The sequence below is a fragment of the Aeromonas sp. R10-2 genome, from assembly GCF_040908445.1.
GTDB classification, from domain to species: Bacteria; Pseudomonadota; Gammaproteobacteria; order Enterobacterales; family Aeromonadaceae; genus Aeromonas; species Aeromonas veronii.
The window spans coordinates 71,001-87,513 of the sequence record NZ_JBFODS010000058.1; the positions used below are offsets into that span (position 1 = coordinate 71,001).

Consider the following 16,513-nt stretch of genomic DNA (forward strand, 5'->3'; position numbering starts at 1 on the left):
CGAAGCGGACTCCGCCCATCTGGGTAGGGCTTACTTCTTGTCGTCTTTCACTTCTTCGAACTCGGCGTCGACTACGTCGTCGTCAGCCTTGGCAGAAGAGGAGGACTGACCGGCATCAGCACCGGCTGCACCCTGGGCCTGAGCCTGCTGCTGGGCAATTTCCATCAGCTTCTGGGACGCTTCCAGCAGAGCCTGCTGTTTGGCTTCGATGGCAGCCTTGTCGTCACCCTTGATGGCAACTTCCAGCTCGCTCAGAGCAGCTTCGATCTTGGTCTTGTCGTCGGCAGGCAGGGCTTCACCGGCTTCGGTGATCTGCTTGCGTACGGAGTGGACCAGACCATCAGCCTGGTTGCGAGCCTGTACCAGCTCTTCAAACTTCTTGTCCTCGGCCGCGTTGGCTTCGGCTTCGCGTACCATGCGCTCGATCTCGTCATCAGACAGACCAGAGGAGGCCTGGATGGTGATCTTCTGCTCTTTGTTGGTCTCTTTGTCTTTCGCAGAGACGTGCAGGATACCGTTGGCATCGATGTCGAAGGTCACTTCGATCTGCGGCAGACCACGCGGTGCCGGACGGATGCCTTCCAGGTTGAACTGGCCCAGAGACTTGTTGTCGCTGGCGCGCTTGCGCTCACCCTGCAGCACGTGAATGGTCACGGCAGACTGGTTGTCTTCGGCTGTGGAGAACACCTGGGACTTCTTGGTCGGGATGGTGGTGTTCTTCTCGATCAGCGCAGTCATCACGCTACCCATGGTTTCGATACCCAGGGAGAGCGGGGTAACGTCCAGCAGCAGTACGTCGGTCTTGTCACCGGACAGTACGGCGCCCTGGATGGCAGCACCCATGGCCACGGCTTCGTCCGGGTTGACGTCTTTACGCGGCTCTTTGCCAAAGAACTCGGCAACGGTCTTCTGAACCAGCGGCATACGGGTCTGACCACCAACCAGGATCACGTCGTCGATCTCGCCAACTGCCAGACCGGAGTCTTTCAGGGCGACACGAACCGGCTCCAGAGAGTCTTTCACCATGTCTTCTACCAGGGATTCCAGCTTGGCGCGGGTCACCTTGATGTTCATGTGCTTCGGACCGGTGGCATCTGCAGTGATGTACGGCAGGTTGACGTCAGTCTGCTGGGCAGAAGAGAGCTCGATCTTGGCTTTCTCGGCGGCATCTTTCAGACGCTGCAGCGCCAGCTGGTCGTTGCGCAGGTCGATGCCCTGCTCACGCTTGAACTCGTCTACCAGATAGTTGATGACGCGGTTGTCGAAGTCTTCACCACCCAGGTGGGTGTTACCGTTGGTCGCCAGTACTTCGAAGGTGGTTTCGCCTTCCACTTCGTCGATCTCGATGATGGAGATATCGAAAGTACCGCCACCCAGATCATATACGGCAACCTTGCGCTCGCCCTTGACCTTGTTCACGCCGTAAGCGAATGCAGCAGCAGTCGGTTCGTTGATGATGCGTTTTACATCCAGACCTGCGATGCGACCGGCATCCTTGGTAGCCTGACGCTGGGCGTCGTTGAAGTAGGCCGGAACAGTGATAACGGCTTCGGTTACCGGCTCGCCCAGGTAGTCTTCAGCGGTCTTCTTCATCTTTTTCAGCACTTCGGCAGAGATCTGCGGCGGTGCCATTTTCTTGCCCTTCACTTCAACCCATGCGTCACCGTTGTCAGCTTTGGCGATGGCGTACGGCATGATTTTCAGGTCACGCTGCACTTCTTCATCTTCAAAACGACGACCGATCAGACGCTTGATGGCGAACAGGGTGTTTTTCGGGTTGGTGATGGCCTGACGCTTGGCCGGCTGACCAACCAGGATCTCGCCATCATCGGCATAGGCAATGATGGACGGAGTAGTACGATCGCCTTCTGCGTTCTCGATCACGCGAGCAGTGTCGCCATCCAGAATAGCGACGCAGGAGTTGGTAGTACCCAGGTCAATACCGATGATTTTACCCATTTGACGAATCTCCAAATACTTTGAATAAACTGGCGAGGAACTCGCCTTAATGCGTTAACGGCTAGGTGGGGGCTGCCAATCTGGCTTTCAAGCTCCCGGCATCAAATTTTTTGTGCCGCCGCGGCCTTGCTACCTATATGGGGTCGCCAGACGCAGCTTCAAGCCCCAACCCTAAAAAACCACACCCTTTGTCATGGTTGCGCGGTCACGTTGAGCCGTAAAACCGGGCAAGATGAACAGGTGCTGCACTGCGAAACAAAAAGCCCGCCACAGGGCGGGCTCGGGCACCCACAGCCAATCAGTCGACCGCTTTGGCGATCATCACCATGGCCGGACGGATCACCCGACCGTTGAGGTCATAGCCCTTCTGCATCACTGCAATGACGGTGTTCGGGGCCACATCGGCACTCGGCACCATGCTCATCGCCTGATGGGCATTGGGGTCAAACGGCTGGTTGATCGGGTCAAGCGCCACCAGACCAAACTTGGCCACGCCGCTCTGCATGGATTTCAGGGTCAGCTCGACACCTTCGATCATCGGCTTGAGGGCTTCGTTCTCCTTGTCGGCCAGTTCGATGGCACGCTCAAGGTTGTCCAGCACCGGCAGCAGTTCATTGGCGAACTTCTCCAGAGCGAATTTGTGCGCCTTCTCCACATCCAGCTCGGTACGACGGCGCAGGTTTTCCATCTCGGCGGCGGTACGCAGGGCGCGTTCACGCTCTTCCGCCGCTTTTTGGATGGCGGTTTCCAACTGCGCTTCCAGTTCGGCAATACGGGCCTGCTCGGCTGTCACTTCACTGTCTACATCGGTCGGCTCGACTGGCTGGGCTTCCACTTGCTCCATCGCTTCAACCTTTTGCTCTTCGTGGTTCATGACATCTCCAATTCCGGGGTTACTTATGAGGGCCCTGACGTCTGGTTGAGCGACCGGACGACAACAGACCGACTATGTTGGCGCTATTATGGGGATGCATCCCCGGCTTTCAAGGGGTAAAGGGCAATCAGGGTTGCTGAATAGCCGCAACCGGCGGTTTATCCGAGTTGCCGCTCACCGTTTAACCAGTAACCTCAAGGGGATAGCCACCCCCGTCACACGGGAGAGCGTCACAAGCGGAGCAAAGCACTGTATACTGGCCCGCAATACCCATCCCAGATCTGACTGACTATGGATTCTCCGTTCAAAACCATCGCCCTGATTGGCAAACCCCACCATGAGGGGGCCAACCAGACGCTGACCGGCCTGCATCAATACCTGACCGCCCGCGGCTTTCGGGTACTGGTGGAGAGCCGGGTCGCCCAGACCCTGAGCATCCTCGATGAAAACGTGATGGATCTGGTGCAACTGGGCCAGCAGGCCGATCTCGCCATCGTGGTCGGCGGTGACGGCAACATGCTGGGGGCGGCGCGAGTACTGTCGCGCTTCGATGTAGCAGTGATCGGGGTGAACCGGGGCAACCTCGGCTTTCTGACCGATCTCTCGCCACAAGATTACCTGCTGCCGCTGGAGCAGGTGCTCTCCGGCCACTACAAGAGCGAACACCGCTTCCTTCTGGAAGCCTCGGTCTATCGCCACGGCGAGCGCAAGTCGAGCAATCTGGCGGTCAACGAGGCTGTGTTGCACCCGGGCAAGATCGCCCACATGATCGAGTTCGAGGTCTATATCGATGGCAGCTTTATGTATAGCCAGCGTTCGGACGGCATCATAGTGGCCACCCCGACCGGCTCGACCGCCTACTCCCTGTCGGCAGGTGGCGCCATCCTCACCCCCAAGCTCAACGCCATCACGCTGGTGCCCATGTTCCCGCATACCCTCAGCAGTCGCCCCATCGTGCTCGATGCCGACAGCGAAGTACGGCTGCTGGTCTCGCCGGATAATCAGGACGATGCCATGCAGGTCAGCTGTGATGGCCAGGTGACGCTGGCGGTCCACCCGGGGGACGAGATCCTCATCAAGAAGAGCCACCACCAGCTTCATCTGGTGCATCCCCTCGACTACAGCTACTTCCACGTACTGCGCAACAAGCTCGGCTGGGGCAGCAAGCTGTTCTAATCAGCTTTGACCGACAACGGCATTGCCAGAGAAGGGCGCCTGAATTGGCGCCCTTCTCTTTTCTGTCGTGGCAACATCCCCTGCCCTCTCATATCCGTACCGCGTGCCAATAGTCAGTACCGCATTCTCATAGCCATACCGCACTGGCGCACCTTTCCTGTACTAAAAATGACGGCGCCCTCTTTACTGTATATAAGACCAGTATATACTGGATGCATACACAGTAATGTTGACCTATACAGGATGAGACCATGCTGACCCAGCTGACCGTCAACAACTTCGCCATCGTCAAGTTTCTCGAACTCGATCTGCAACCGGGCATGACCTGCATCACCGGTGAGACCGGCGCCGGTAAATCCATCGCCATCGACGCTCTTGGTCTCTGCCTCGGAGAGCGGGCAGAAGCCGGCATGGTGCGACCCGATAGCGACAAAAGCGAGGTCAGCGCCCGCTTCCTGCTCGACAACAACCCGGCCGCCCGCGCCTGGCTCGCTACCAACGAGCTGGAAAACGAAGGTGAGTGTATCGTCAGGCGAGTCATCTCAGCCGAGGGGCGCTCACGCAGCTATATCAACGGCGTGCCCGTCCCCCTCACCCAGCTCAAGAATCTGGGCCAACTGCTGGTCAACGTACACGGTCAGCATGCCCACCAGATGCTGCTCAAACCGGACTACCAGCTCGCCCTGCTCGATGGCTATGCCGGTCACCATCTGCTGCTCGACGAGGTGCGCCAGCACTATCAGCAGTGGCGCCAACTGCAAAACGAACTGAACCGGCTCAAGGCCGAGCAGCAGCAGCGGGAAGCGCGCCGTCAGCTTATCGAGTACCAGGTGCAGGAGCTGGACGAATTTGCCCTGCAACCGGGGGAGTTCGAAGAGATCGAGGAAGAGCACCAGCGTCTCGCCAACGGCACAGAACTGATGCAAGAGTGTGGGGCTTGCCTCGACCTGCTCTATGACAACGAAGAGACCACTATCGCAGGGCTGCTGCAATCGGCCGTCGATCGGGCCGAGGGGCTGGTCAGCATGGACAGCCGCCTCACCCCGGTACTGGAGATGCTGAACGAAGCGCTGATCGGGGTGCAGGAGAGTCACAGCGAACTGCGCAGCTACCTCGATCGGCTGGAGCTGGATCCCGAGCGTTTCAACGAGCTGGAGGCCCGCCTCTCCAAGGCGATCAATCTGGCCCGCAAGCACCATGTCAAACCGGCAGATCTGGCTCAGTACCATCAGGAGCTAGCCTCCGATCTCGCCCGCCTCAACTCCGACGAAGAGCGGTTAGAGGGGATGGAAGATGAGCTGGCCGAGGCCCGACAGGCTTTTGTCCAGGCCGCCGAAGCACTGAGCCAGAGCCGTCAGCGTTACGCCCAGGAGCTGGGCACCAAGGTGACCAACAGCATGCACGAACTGGCGATGCCCGATGGCCGTTTTGCCATCGAGGTGCGCCCCGATGCCCAGAGCAGCCTCTCTCCGCTGGGTATAGATCGGGTGGAATTTATGGTCACCACCAACCCGGGCCAACCGATCCAACCGCTTGGCAAGGTGGCCTCAGGCGGTGAACTGTCACGTATCAGCCTCGCCATCGTGGTGATCAGCGCTCGCAAGGTCTCCACCCCGACCCTGATTTTCGATGAGGTGGATGTGGGGATCAGCGGCCCGACTGCCGCCGTGGTGGGTCGCCTGCTGCGCCAGCTCGGGGAGTCCACTCAGGTGATGGTGGTCACTCACTTGCCTCAGGTGGCTGGCAACGGCCACCAGCATATGGTGGTGAGCAAGCATACCGATGGCAAAACCACCGAAACCCAAATGAGTGCCCTTGATGAGACCGCCCGCCTCAATGAATTGGCACGTCTGCTCGGCGGCGACCAGATCACCGACAACACCCTGGCCAATGCCCGCGAGCTGCTGCGTCGCTGAATCAGGCAATAAAGCCCATTTGCAGCGATGGCGACTGACAGTGCAGACCGAACATGCTGACTGCGCAGGCACAGGCGAGAGCTATGGCCTGCGCAGCCAGTAATAGCCAATAGCCAATAGCCAATAGCCAATAGCCAATAGCCAACTGTGATAACTGAACTCGCGTCAGGATTACCGACCCAGATCAATAAAATGGCGAGTTAGGCGAAGCTGGCAGCAACATGGGCGTGGATCCGGTTGCCTTCATGTGGCGGATTTCGCATAGTGTTGCCCCCCTTTATGGGTATCCAATTGTGAGGCTTTGTCTATGATCCACGTTTTTGGTCACAAGAATCCTGATAGCGACAGTATCTGCAGTGCGCTGGTTATCACCGACTGGCTCAATGGCCAGGGCCGTCAGGCCACCCCATGGCGTCTGGGTGACCTGCGCACCGAAACCCGTTTTATTCTGGAGCAGGCAGGCGTCAGCGAACCCGAGTTGCTGACCAAAGATCTGACCGGTGAAGATGTCTGGCTGGTGGATTTCAGTGATCTGGAACAGGGCCCTGCCACACTGGCACAAGCCAATGTACTGGGCCTGGTGGATCACCACCGTCTCGGCACTCTGGTCACCCAATCTCCGCTGGATGCGTGGATCCGGGCTGTCGGCTGCACCTGCACCATCGCCTTCGATCTGCTGAGCCAGCAAGGCACTGTAACCCGCAGCCAGGCTCGCCTGATGCTGGGTGCCATCATGAGCGACACCCTCTGTCTCACCTCGCCCACCACCACCGAGCAGGACAAGATCGCCTGCGAGCGTCTTGCACCGCAGGCCGAAGTATCGCTGGCCGAGTTCGGCCAACAGCTGCTGATGGCGAAAACCGACCTGAGCGGCCTGACTCCGGCTCAACTGCTGCAGCAGGATGAGAAGGCATTCCAGGCGGAAGGTTGCAACTTCATCATGAGCCAGATCGAAGTGGGCAGCGAACAGCAGCTGGCCGAGCACCTGCCAGCCCTGCAGCAGGAGATGGCCCAGCGCGTGGAGAGCGAAGGGCTCGACTTCTTCGTGCTGATGGTGACTGACCTGACGGCCGCAGCCAGCCGTATCTACTTTACCGAGCACGCCAAAGTACCGGCCGAGTCTAGCTACCACCCGGGCTTTGTCAGCCGCAAGAAGCAGGGTCTGCCCTGGGTGATGGATCTGCTGGCCAAGGCCTGATCCTCCCTCGCCATCACCTATTCCAAAGCCCTGTCTCTGCGCAGGGCTTTCTCATCGCCACCGCCAGTCGCCCCCCTCTTGCTGACCATCATGCTCACGACTGCGGCCTCTCGCTTACTCCTTTCTCGGCTTATTGACAGTTAACGCCATAACTTTGCTTACATATTTGCGGCTGTTATTTATCAGGGCTTTGCTGCAGGATAATCGCCGCGCACAACCTTTCCGTTTCAATTCAGGTGATCGATGAACATAACCCCCAAGCAGAGAACCCTGGCCATCACAATTCTGATCGCCGTGGTGCTCCTCGGCTGGCTACTCTGGCCCAGTCAACCACCCAAGGCGATGCTGACCGCTCAGGTGACCCGCGAGGATATTGCCCAGACCGTACTGGCCAGTGGTGTGCTGCAGGCCGTGGAGCAGGTGGATGTGGGGGCCCAGGTCTCCGGTCAGGTTACCAAGCTGGCCGTCGAGGCCGGTGATCAGGTCAAGCAGGGAGACCTGCTGGCCGAGATCGATCCCCTGATTGCCCAGAACAACCTCAAGACGGCCGAGGCGGAACTTGCCAGCAACCGCGCCCAGCTCAAGATCAAGCAGGCACAACTCAAACAGAACGAGCTCGCTTGGCGGCGCCAGCAGCAGATGTTCAAGCAGGAGGCAAGCTCACGGGCCGATCTGGAGAGTGCCGAGGCACAGCTGGCGGTCACCCGCGCCGAACTGCAAAACAGCCAGGCCAATATCGACAATGCCCTGATCAAGGTTGATCGGGCCAAGACCGAGCTGGGCTACACCAAGATCCTGGCGCCGATGGATGGCACCGTCATCAGCATTGTGACCCGTCAGGGCCAAACCCTGGCTGCCAGCCAGACGGTGCCGACCGTGCTCAAGCTGGCCAACCTCGAGACCATGACGGTCAAGGCGCAGATCTCCGAAGCAGATGTCACCAAGGTAAAAGCCGGCATGCCGGTCTACTTCACCCTGATCGGCGATCCGGATACCCGCTATCAGGGTACGCTTCGCGCCGTGGAGTTAGCGCCTACCAACATCAACGATCAGGCCACCACAGGCACCACCACCAACAATGCGGCTGTCTACTACTACGCCCTGTTCGATGTGCCCAATCCCGACCATACCCTGCGGGTCGCAATGACCACCCAGGTGACCATAGTGCTCGGCGAGCGCAAGCAGGTGCTCACTGTGCCGCAAACCGCCCTCGGCAAGTCGCTGGGTGATAACGAGTATGAAGTCACCGTGCTCAAGGAAGATGAGACGACCGAAACCCGTCATATCAAGACCGGTATGAAGGACGAGATCCGCATTGAGGTAATCAGCGGGCTGACCGAGAAGGAGGAGGTGCAGCTCAATCACGGAGCCCCCGCCGACAATGATGAGATGGCGGTGATGCTATGAGTGAGCCCCTGAACCAGCTGCCGTTGATCCAGCTGAAAGGGGTCGAGCGATGCTACCAGAGCGGCGACAGCGAAGTCACCGTGCTCCACCCTCTTGACCTCACCATCACGGCAGGAGAGATGATCGCCATTGTCGGCGCGTCCGGCTCTGGCAAGTCGACCCTGATGAACCTGCTGGGTTGTCTCGATAGCCCGAGCGGCGGCCAGTATCTGTTTCGCGGTCAAGACACCGCCACCATGGATGCGTTGGCGCTGGCCCGGCTGCGCTGCCACCACTTCGGTTTTATCTTTCAGCGCTACCACCTGCTGCCCCATCTCGATGCCGCCGCCAACGTGGAGATCCCCGCCGTCTATGCCGGCACCAGCCGCCCGGATCGCCAGGCACGTGCGCGTCAGCTGCTGGGCAGACTGGGACTGGCCGATCGCAGTCACCATACCCCGGGCCAGCTCTCCGGCGGTCAGCAGCAGCGGGTCAGCATCGCTCGGGCGCTGGCCAATGGTGGCGAAGTGATCCTCGCCGATGAACCGACCGGCGCACTGGATAGCCAGAGCGGCAAGGAGGTGATGGCGATCCTCAAGGAGCTGCACGCTCAGGGCCACACCATCATTCTGGTCACCCACGATATGAACGTGGCCAGCCATGCTGACCGGATCATCACTCTCAAGGATGGTCGGATTGAACAAGATAGCGGCCCCTGTCAAACGGCCGTGTTGGCTCCAGCCACCGCTGTAGCCCCTCAAAAAATAGCGCCCACTAAAGGCGCCATGGGCCACGACTGGGATCGTTATCGGGAAGCGGGACGGATGGCGATGCATGCCATGCTCGCCCACCGGATGCGCACCTTCCTCACCATGCTCGGCATCATCATCGGTATCGCCGCCGTGGTGAGTGTGGTGGCGCTGGGGCAAGGGGCTCGCGCCAAGGTGATCGACCAGATCAATGCGATGGGCACCAACACCATCGAAATCTTCCCGGGTAAAGGATGGGGCGATGAGAAGATGGCCAGCATCCAGACCCTCAACAAGGGGGATCTCGATGCCCTGTTGGGGCAACCCTATCTTGCGGGCGCCAGCCCCGAGATCGGCAGCTCAGGGCAGTTGCGCTACCGCAACAAGACCAACAGCGGCAACGTGACCGGGGTTGGTAACGACTATTTCAAGGTGAAGGGGATGACGCTGGTCAGTGGTCGCTTACTGGAGTGGCAAGATATCCAGCAGCGTGCCGCCGTCGCCGTGGTGGACAAGAAGAGTATCACCAGCCTGCTTGGCAAGGAGGAGCCGGTCGGCAAGGTGGTACTGGTCGGCACCTTGCCGGTGCGGATTGTCGGTGTGGTTTCGCAGGAGACCGGCTTCGGCCCCACCAGCCAGTCGGTCAATATCTGGCTGCCCTACAGCGCGGTGATGAGTCGCCTCATCTCGCAGCACCACTTCAGCCAGATCACCATCCGGGTCAAGGACGGGGTACAACCGGCACTGGCCGAGCAGGCGGTGATCGAGTTGATCACCAAGCGTCACGGGGTGAAGGATTTCTTCACCTTCAGCAGCGACAGCATCATCAAATCGGTAGAGAAAACCACGGCCACCATGACCCTGATGGTCTCGGCCATCGCGGTGATCTCGCTGATCGTCGGCGGGGTGGGCGTGATGAACATCATGCTGGTGTCGGTGGTGGAGCGCACCCGCGAGATCGGCATTCGTATGGCCGTGGGCGCCCGCCAGTCGGATATCCTGCAGCAGTTCCTGATTGAAGCTGTAATGGTCAGCCTACTGGGGGGGATCTTCGGCGTCGGCCTCTCGCTGGGCATTGGCGCGCTCTTTTCACTGCTGGTGGACTCCATCAAGATGCAGTTCTCGCTCTTCTCCATCCTGATGGCCTTTGGCTGCTCGTCACTCATCGGGATCCTGTTTGGTTACCTGCCGGCACGCAATGCGGCGCGGCTCGACCCTGTTGTCGCACTGGCGAGGGAATAACAATGCACAAGCTCTCCTGGCTGGCTCTCTGCATGGCCCTCAGCGGCTGTAGTCAGCACAGCACCTATCAAAGACCCGAGCTGGCGATCGCCCCTGCATGGCAACAGGCAGAGGGCGCCCAACTGGCTACGCAGGCAGGCCCCTGGTGGCGGGAATTTCATGATCCCCAGCCCGACAAACTGGTCGAGGCGGTTCTGGCCGCCAACCCGGACATGCATGTGGCGGCCCTCAAGCTCAAAAGCGCCCGTCTGGGCGCCGAGCAGGCCGATACCAACCTCACCCCCTCGGTCAATGGCACTATCGCCGCCAGTGGCAACAAGGATCTGAAAACCGGCAAAGACACCAACAGTCTGGGTCCCTCGCTGAGCCTCAGTTACGAAGTGGATTTGTGGGGCAAGCTTGCCTCGGTGCGAGATCAGGCAAGCTGGGAGGCGGCGGCAAGCGAGCAGGATCTCGCCAGCACCCGACTGCTGCTGATCGGCAATACCCTGGAGCAATATTGGCAGCTCGGCTATCTCGGCTCTGCCATCACCCTTGGGGAACAGCAGCTGGCCAACCTGACCCGTACCGAGCTGCTGACCCAGACCAAATACCAGGCTGGCGCCATTACCCGACTCGATCTGGCGCAGGCACGCCAACAGTTGGCCGGAAAACAGGCTGAGCTGGCCTCCCTCAAGGCGCAGCAGGAGCAAGCTCGCAATGCCCTGCGTCTGTTGCTGGGCCGCAGCAGCGGGCCGCTGGAGTATGCACCCGCTTCCCTTGCAAAGCAGACCATTCCTGAACTTGCGGTGGGTATTCCGGCTGATGTGCTGGCACGCCGCCCCAACGTCAAAGCGGCCGAATTGCGGCTGCGCAAGACGCTGGCAAAAGGGGACGAGATCCGCACCAGCTTCTACCCCAGCCTGACCCTGACCGGCAGCGCCAGCACCGCATCCGATAGATTGGCGCAGGTGCTGCAAAATCCGGTTGGTACGCTGGGAGCCAGCCTCGCCCTCCCCTTCCTTGAATACAACCGCACCCAGCTCGCCATCGAAAGCTCAGAGCTGGATTACCAAATCGCTGAAACCGAGTTTCGCAAACAGCTCTACACCGCACTGGTGGAGGTGGAAGACAATCTGGCCGCCCGCCACTATGGCCAGCAGCGACTCGATTATCTGCAGGAACAACTGAGTTATGCCCGGGAGGCCGAACGACTGGCCAAGGCTCGCTTCCAGGCGGGTGCGACCGGCGTGCAAGCCTGGCTTGATGAGCAGAACCGGCTGTGGGATGCCCAGCAGAGCCTGCTGGCCCAGCAAAAAGAGCAGCTCACCACCACCGCCAAAATTTATCGTGCCCTGGGTGGCAGCGATAGCGTGGCGCCCCGATAACGCCTCCCCCCCAATATTCCCCACTCTGCCTGTAGAGTGGGGAATACCATCGCCATCGACCGCACAGAATTCCCTCGCCCACACGGCAGACGAACTCCATTGCCCATTATCAGGGGCAGTCATGGCAGCGCAGCCAATTACATGCATCGGCGACCCAGAATATCCCGGCTATACCTTGCGGCTATCTCTATCCCTCACGCACCCTGACCGGAGATAACGGTTACCGGATATTCCATCAGCAGAGAGCTCGGCTCTTGCCAAGCCGCGCCCCGTGAATCATGAGAGACATATCCGAAGCGCATATCTGCACGACGCATACAAATAGTGATATCACGTAGTTAATCCTGCACGACAAAATTAATCGCAAACAGCGAGGGATATTGAGCAAAGTAACAGTGCGGTGAAACGACGGTAAAAAGGATACAAGCGAGGATGTAGATAACAGTGGGGCGAAGGGGCAGATTGGATAACCACGAGTAAAACGGCAAAAATAATGCCGCTCAAAGGCGGCATTATTCAATCTCTGAACCTGACAAATTAGATCAGGAAATCGTTCAGGTCTTTACCCAGTGCTACTTGAGCAGCAATGGCTTTCGGCATACGGCCTTGACCGGTCCAGGTTTTTTCCTGGCCATCTTCTTCGTACTTGTATTTAGCCGGACGCGGAGCACGCTTGCTCTTGGCAGCGCCAGTCGCAGCAGCCGGAGCAGCAGCTGTCGCCAGCAGCTCGCGAGGATCAATACCAGCCTGCTGCAGCATTTCGGTGAATTCATTCAGCTTGCGCTGACGCTCTTCCTGTTCAGCACGCTCCTGTTCAACAGAATCGGCGCGCTCTTGGTAAACCAAGTCAAACTTCTCTTTAGCTTCCAGCAGTTGCTCAAACGGCAGCTCACGAATAGCCGCACGCAGACTGCGAATGTTCAGCAGAACTTTCAGAAACTCGTTCATTATTTCCTCACAAAAAAGTCGGTTACAGGGATACCGTTTCAGAATAGCATGGACAATTCGCGAGAACATACAGTTTTTCTATATTAACGTTCTTTTTTTCTTAAATTTCACCATCAAGATCGAATGCTTGCCACTATCAATAACAAACTGGCTGGAATGCAGATCTTCTGGGTAGAGAGGTGATTACCATCTTGTGTTCAAGAAACATCGGTATTTCAAGACTCATTAATTTCCAGTTCAGCATCCAACAAAACTAACTCGGTAACCTGCTTTATAAGCCTGAGCGAACATTTCTACCATACGTTCAACATCACGTGACAAGACTATGCCTATCTGTTTACACGTCTAGAACCAGTCCCTTCACCCGATGATGAAGGGAATACTCCCAATTGACTATCAACCCCTTCAACGCCATCGACAAAATTACATATTAATCAATTGGTTGGAATCGCCACATGACACTTCAAATATGCCTTTCATAGCCCGTTTGACAGACGCATGCGTCCGAAAACAGACTGTTCAGATACTGGTTGTCCAGAAGGGAAAAAATAAAAAAGCCAGCCGTTTTTAAGGGCTGGCTTTCTATGTATCCAAATAGCACTATTTATTTTTGGTTATATTCTTGCCTGATTGGTCAACACCGGTAATCACTGCCTGTGAAGCAGACCCAGTTAAAAGGGGCTCGGTTGGATAGAGCTTAAGTGCTTCAGCTCGCATCGCATTGGCTTCCTCTGTACGACCCAATGCATTAAGCGCGATCACCATATTGGCGTATATGTTGGCACGCGGTGTATGGTGTACGAATGCCTGCCCCCACTCCAGATAAGCTTCCAGTTCGGTCTTGTTATTTGTCTGCAAGCCCACCATCAGACGAACTGAGTTCACATCAAACTCGACTCGGGTCAACCAAGCCATGGGATTGACGATATCAAGTAGCAAGGTCGGCTCTTTATACCCACCCCGTTCATATTTGGTGACTACCCATGCGGTGTGAATTGCTGTGAGCATAAAGGGAACGACCAGCAGCGGGATAGCGATCGCCATAAATCGCAGTAACAGCCATGGGCGGCACTCCATATCCCACCATGATGAGAAACCCTGACTCGCCAGGTTGGTCTCCTCAATTTCGGTATCGATGATATAAATCAGCGTCAGCAACAGCCACCATAACACGATCGCATGGTAGAGCGGGTATTCCGTCTGGGTATGAAGCAAGATCGGTGTAACCAGAGCAAGCAGTCCCATGGCATTTACCCAACGCACACTCACCAGACGCGATAATAATGCGCCTCCCATGATCACCATGCCGACCATGGGTGCAATACCGCCCTCAACAGCCCAATAGAGAAACTCGTTGTGGGGGTGGTCAAGATTGTACTCAATCTGCACCATGGACGGATTCAGTGCTTTATCAGCCATGTAGTGATGGAGAAAAACAGATTCAAAACTGCCGTATCCCCATCCACTCCAAGGAGCCTGTGCAATCAGTTTTGCCGCGTAAGGCCAGTAAATAGATCGCATACCACCGGACTGATAGATCTCGAATCCACGTTTTGCTCCAGCCAGCCAATATTGTGATAACAGGCCAATCGCTACAGCCAAAATAACCAGACCCAATATCCGCCATAGCAACCGCTGTCGATAAAGCTGAGGCATCAGTAAAAACAGTGCTAGCAGACCGCCTAACTGCCCCACTCTAGATTGCAAAACAACGAGCAGCAGTGCTGCAGATAGAATGACGCCATAGCGCAACGCCATCAACAATCGGCCACACTCTCGTCGTAATTCCAGCCAGATAGCAAGGGCAAGGCCAGTTGCCATAAACGTCGCCATCACGTTTGGCTGTTGAAAGATCCCGTATGGGCGATTGGCCTTGGTGTCATAACCAATCCAGTTACCTGGCGTTAAGAGGTAGAACTGCACCAGACCCAGCAATGCCTCCATCGCGATCGCAATCAGGATGAGATAGAGCAAGCGATCACGCTGCGCCTTATCAAAGCACCATTGATAGAGTCCAAACAAAAACAGCAGACCAGCAAAAAGTCCCAGCAATCGGGGAATAGCATAATCCTTGAGTGCAAAGCCGGGATAGAGCATCGGGAGCAGCAGCAAGAGAGCTCCTATCCATAAACCCGCTTGTAATGGAGAAAAGACCAGACGTTGACGTAACGTCACCAGCCACAATCCCAATCCAATAGCCAATGAGGCAAAGACCCATCCCCACTGGTTAAAGGGCAGATACAGCCCTGCGCCTCCCGGGTTGTGCATAAAAAAATGCATGCCCAGCAACCAATAGAGCGCATTAATAACAACAATCATTCGCACCAACACAATAGCCCAGCTCCTTAGGCTCAACTAAACACCAAAAAGGCATACAAGATACGGACAACAAGAGAGGGGTACCATTTATTACCCCTCCACTCAATCAATAATTTGTATTGTTACCTCCTCTAAATAGCTGTTCCGAATAGTGTAGTGGTCAACTAAATCCGGACACTTGGTTAGGCCGTTCTTCGGCTTTTGCTGGTGGTATCCCGTCATTGTGGCAATGTGGACGCCGCCAGTTGTAGTAATCCATCAGGTAATAACTGATATCTCGTTTCGCCTTTCGCCTCTCGCAAGCTCATATATCCCATAGCCGGCAGCCACTCTGACTTCAGGCTTCTGAACAACCGCTCCATCGGGGTATTATCCCAGCAGTTGCCACGACGACTCATGCTCTGGGTTATGCGATAACGCCATAGTCGTTGCCGAAATGCCCTACTGCCATATTGGCTGCCCTGGTCAGAGTGAAATAGCACACCAGATGTGCAACCCCGCTGCTGATAGGCCATCTCCAGTGCTTCGATTGCCAATTCTGCATCAGGTTTATCAGACATCGCCCAGCCCACGACCCGCCGGGTGTACAGGTCAAGAACCGCTGCCAGGTAATCTGTCCCTGAAGCCAGCCGTTCACTGGATGTCGGTGAAACCGTACTGCGCCGCTGGGTTCAGCAATTGCAATCCGAACGCTGTGGTACAACCCCAATCAGCAAAGCACTGACTCCGGGGCAGCAAAAATCCAGGAGCTGGAAGCCCGTATCAACCGACTCGAACGTGAAAAGGACATTCTAAAAAAGCTACTGCTCTCTTGATGGCGGACGAGTTCACACGTACGCGCTGATAGACCGATTAAGGGAGCAAGCCCCCATCACCCTGGTCTGCTGCGCCTTCGATGTGCCCACTTCCTGTTTTTACGATTATCTGGCTCGCAGGCGGACGATTAACCGTGAACGTATGCAACAGCGCTGTGAGTTGCGCCGTTTGTTCAAAGAAAGCCGGAACTCAGCGGGCAGCCGCGCCTTGATGTCGATGATGCGAGAGTTGGGGTATCAGATTGGCCGATTCAAAGTACGTAACCTGATGAAGGAGGCCGGGTTGGCATCCAAACAGCCGGGCGTACACCGTTATAAGGTGGCACGGTCAGAACGGCCGGATATTCCCAATCTGCTGGCCCGCGAATTTGATGTCCAGCAACCCAATCAGGTGTGGTGTGGCAATATCACCTACGTCTGGGCAGGTGGCCGTTGGCATTATCCCTGGTCGAGCACCAGGGATACGGCTTCGAGTTTGAATTCGGCAGTAAATGAGCGACGTAATCTTGTCATTGAACACCTCAGGTCATGGTGGCGACTGTACCACCTAAAATGGTGTCCGGG

10 protein-coding genes and 2 pseudogenes are annotated in these 16,513 nt (G+C 57.0%); 7 read left to right on the forward strand and 5 right to left on the reverse strand.

The window, feature by feature from the left end; all coding sequences use genetic code 11:
* Window positions 1-30: 30 nt before the first annotated feature.
* Together dnaK and grpE are read right to left on the reverse strand one after the other, a co-directional pair.
* Complete coding sequence (gene dnaK / locus AB5Y97_RS12260) at window positions 31-1,959, reverse strand: molecular chaperone DnaK (protein ID WP_042053028.1); 1,929 nt, start codon at window positions 1,957-1,959, stop codon at window positions 31-33.
* Between the two features lie 298 nt (window positions 1,960-2,257).
* Window positions 2,258-2,833, reverse strand: a complete 576-nt coding sequence (gene grpE / locus AB5Y97_RS12265) for a nucleotide exchange factor GrpE (RefSeq protein ID WP_005338036.1) — start codon at window positions 2,831-2,833, stop codon at window positions 2,258-2,260.
* A gap of 291 nt (window positions 2,834-3,124) precedes the next feature.
* Here grpE and nadK point away from each other — a divergent pair, with 291 nt between their 5' ends.
* The 6 genes from nadK to AB5Y97_RS12295 all read left to right on the forward strand — a co-directional run bounded on the left by nadK (window position 3,125) and on the right by AB5Y97_RS12295 (window position 11,867).
* Window positions 3,125-4,009 carry an NAD(+) kinase gene (nadK, locus tag AB5Y97_RS12270; protein ID WP_005338038.1) on the forward strand — a complete coding sequence of 295 codons (885 nt, stop codon included), beginning with the start codon at window positions 3,125-3,127 and terminating at the stop codon, window positions 4,007-4,009.
* A 251-nt stretch (window positions 4,010-4,260) separates the two neighbouring features.
* Window positions 4,261-5,925, forward strand: a complete 1,665-nt coding sequence (recN, locus tag AB5Y97_RS12275; protein ID WP_227094971.1) for a DNA repair protein RecN — start codon at window positions 4,261-4,263, stop codon at window positions 5,923-5,925.
* A gap of 307 nt (window positions 5,926-6,232) precedes the next feature.
* The gene (locus AB5Y97_RS12280) at window positions 6,233-7,123 is read left to right on the forward strand and encodes a manganese-dependent inorganic pyrophosphatase (RefSeq protein WP_227094972.1); all 891 of its coding nucleotides are present in this window, start codon (window positions 6,233-6,235) and stop codon (window positions 7,121-7,123) included.
* Window positions 7,124-7,366: 243 nt separating this feature from the next.
* Window positions 7,367-8,530 (forward strand): macrolide transporter subunit MacA, encoded by a 1,164-nt coding sequence (gene macA / locus AB5Y97_RS12285; protein ID WP_227094973.1) that lies wholly within the window; start codon window positions 7,367-7,369, stop codon window positions 8,528-8,530.
* Window positions 8,527-10,500, forward strand: coding sequence for a MacB family efflux pump subunit (locus AB5Y97_RS12290; protein ID WP_227094974.1), 1,974 nt, complete (start codon window positions 8,527-8,529; stop codon window positions 10,498-10,500). Before macA ends, AB5Y97_RS12290 begins: the two co-directional genes overlap by 4 nt.
* Window positions 10,501-10,502: 2 nt before the next feature.
* Window positions 10,503-11,867 (forward strand): efflux transporter outer membrane subunit, encoded by a 1,365-nt coding sequence (locus tag AB5Y97_RS12295; RefSeq protein WP_368158056.1) that lies wholly within the window; start codon window positions 10,503-10,505, stop codon window positions 11,865-11,867.
* Window positions 11,868-12,404: 537 nt separating this feature from the next.
* Here AB5Y97_RS12295 and AB5Y97_RS12300 read toward each other — a convergent pair.
* The 3 genes and pseudogenes from AB5Y97_RS12300 to AB5Y97_RS12310 form a co-directional block, all read right to left on the reverse strand.
* Entirely contained in the window at window positions 12,405-12,815 is a 411-nt protein-coding gene (locus tag AB5Y97_RS12300; protein WP_005344269.1) for an H-NS family nucleoid-associated regulatory protein, read from the reverse strand.
* A 600-nt stretch (window positions 12,816-13,415) separates the two neighbouring features.
* A complete protein-coding gene (locus AB5Y97_RS12305) occupies window positions 13,416-15,134 on the reverse strand; it encodes a PglL family O-oligosaccharyltransferase (RefSeq protein WP_227094975.1) in 1,719 nt (572 codons plus the stop codon).
* 160 nt (window positions 15,135-15,294) lie between these two features.
* Window positions 15,295-15,745 (reverse strand): annotated as a pseudogene (locus AB5Y97_RS12310) (IS3 family transposase); the annotation flags it as partial.
* A gap of 1 nt (window position 15,746) precedes the next feature.
* On the opposite strand from AB5Y97_RS12310, the pseudogene AB5Y97_RS12315 reads away from it, so the two are divergent.
* Window positions 15,747-16,391 (forward strand): annotated as a pseudogene (locus tag AB5Y97_RS12315) (transposase); the annotation flags it as partial.
* Window positions 16,392-16,513: the final 122 nt, after the last annotated feature.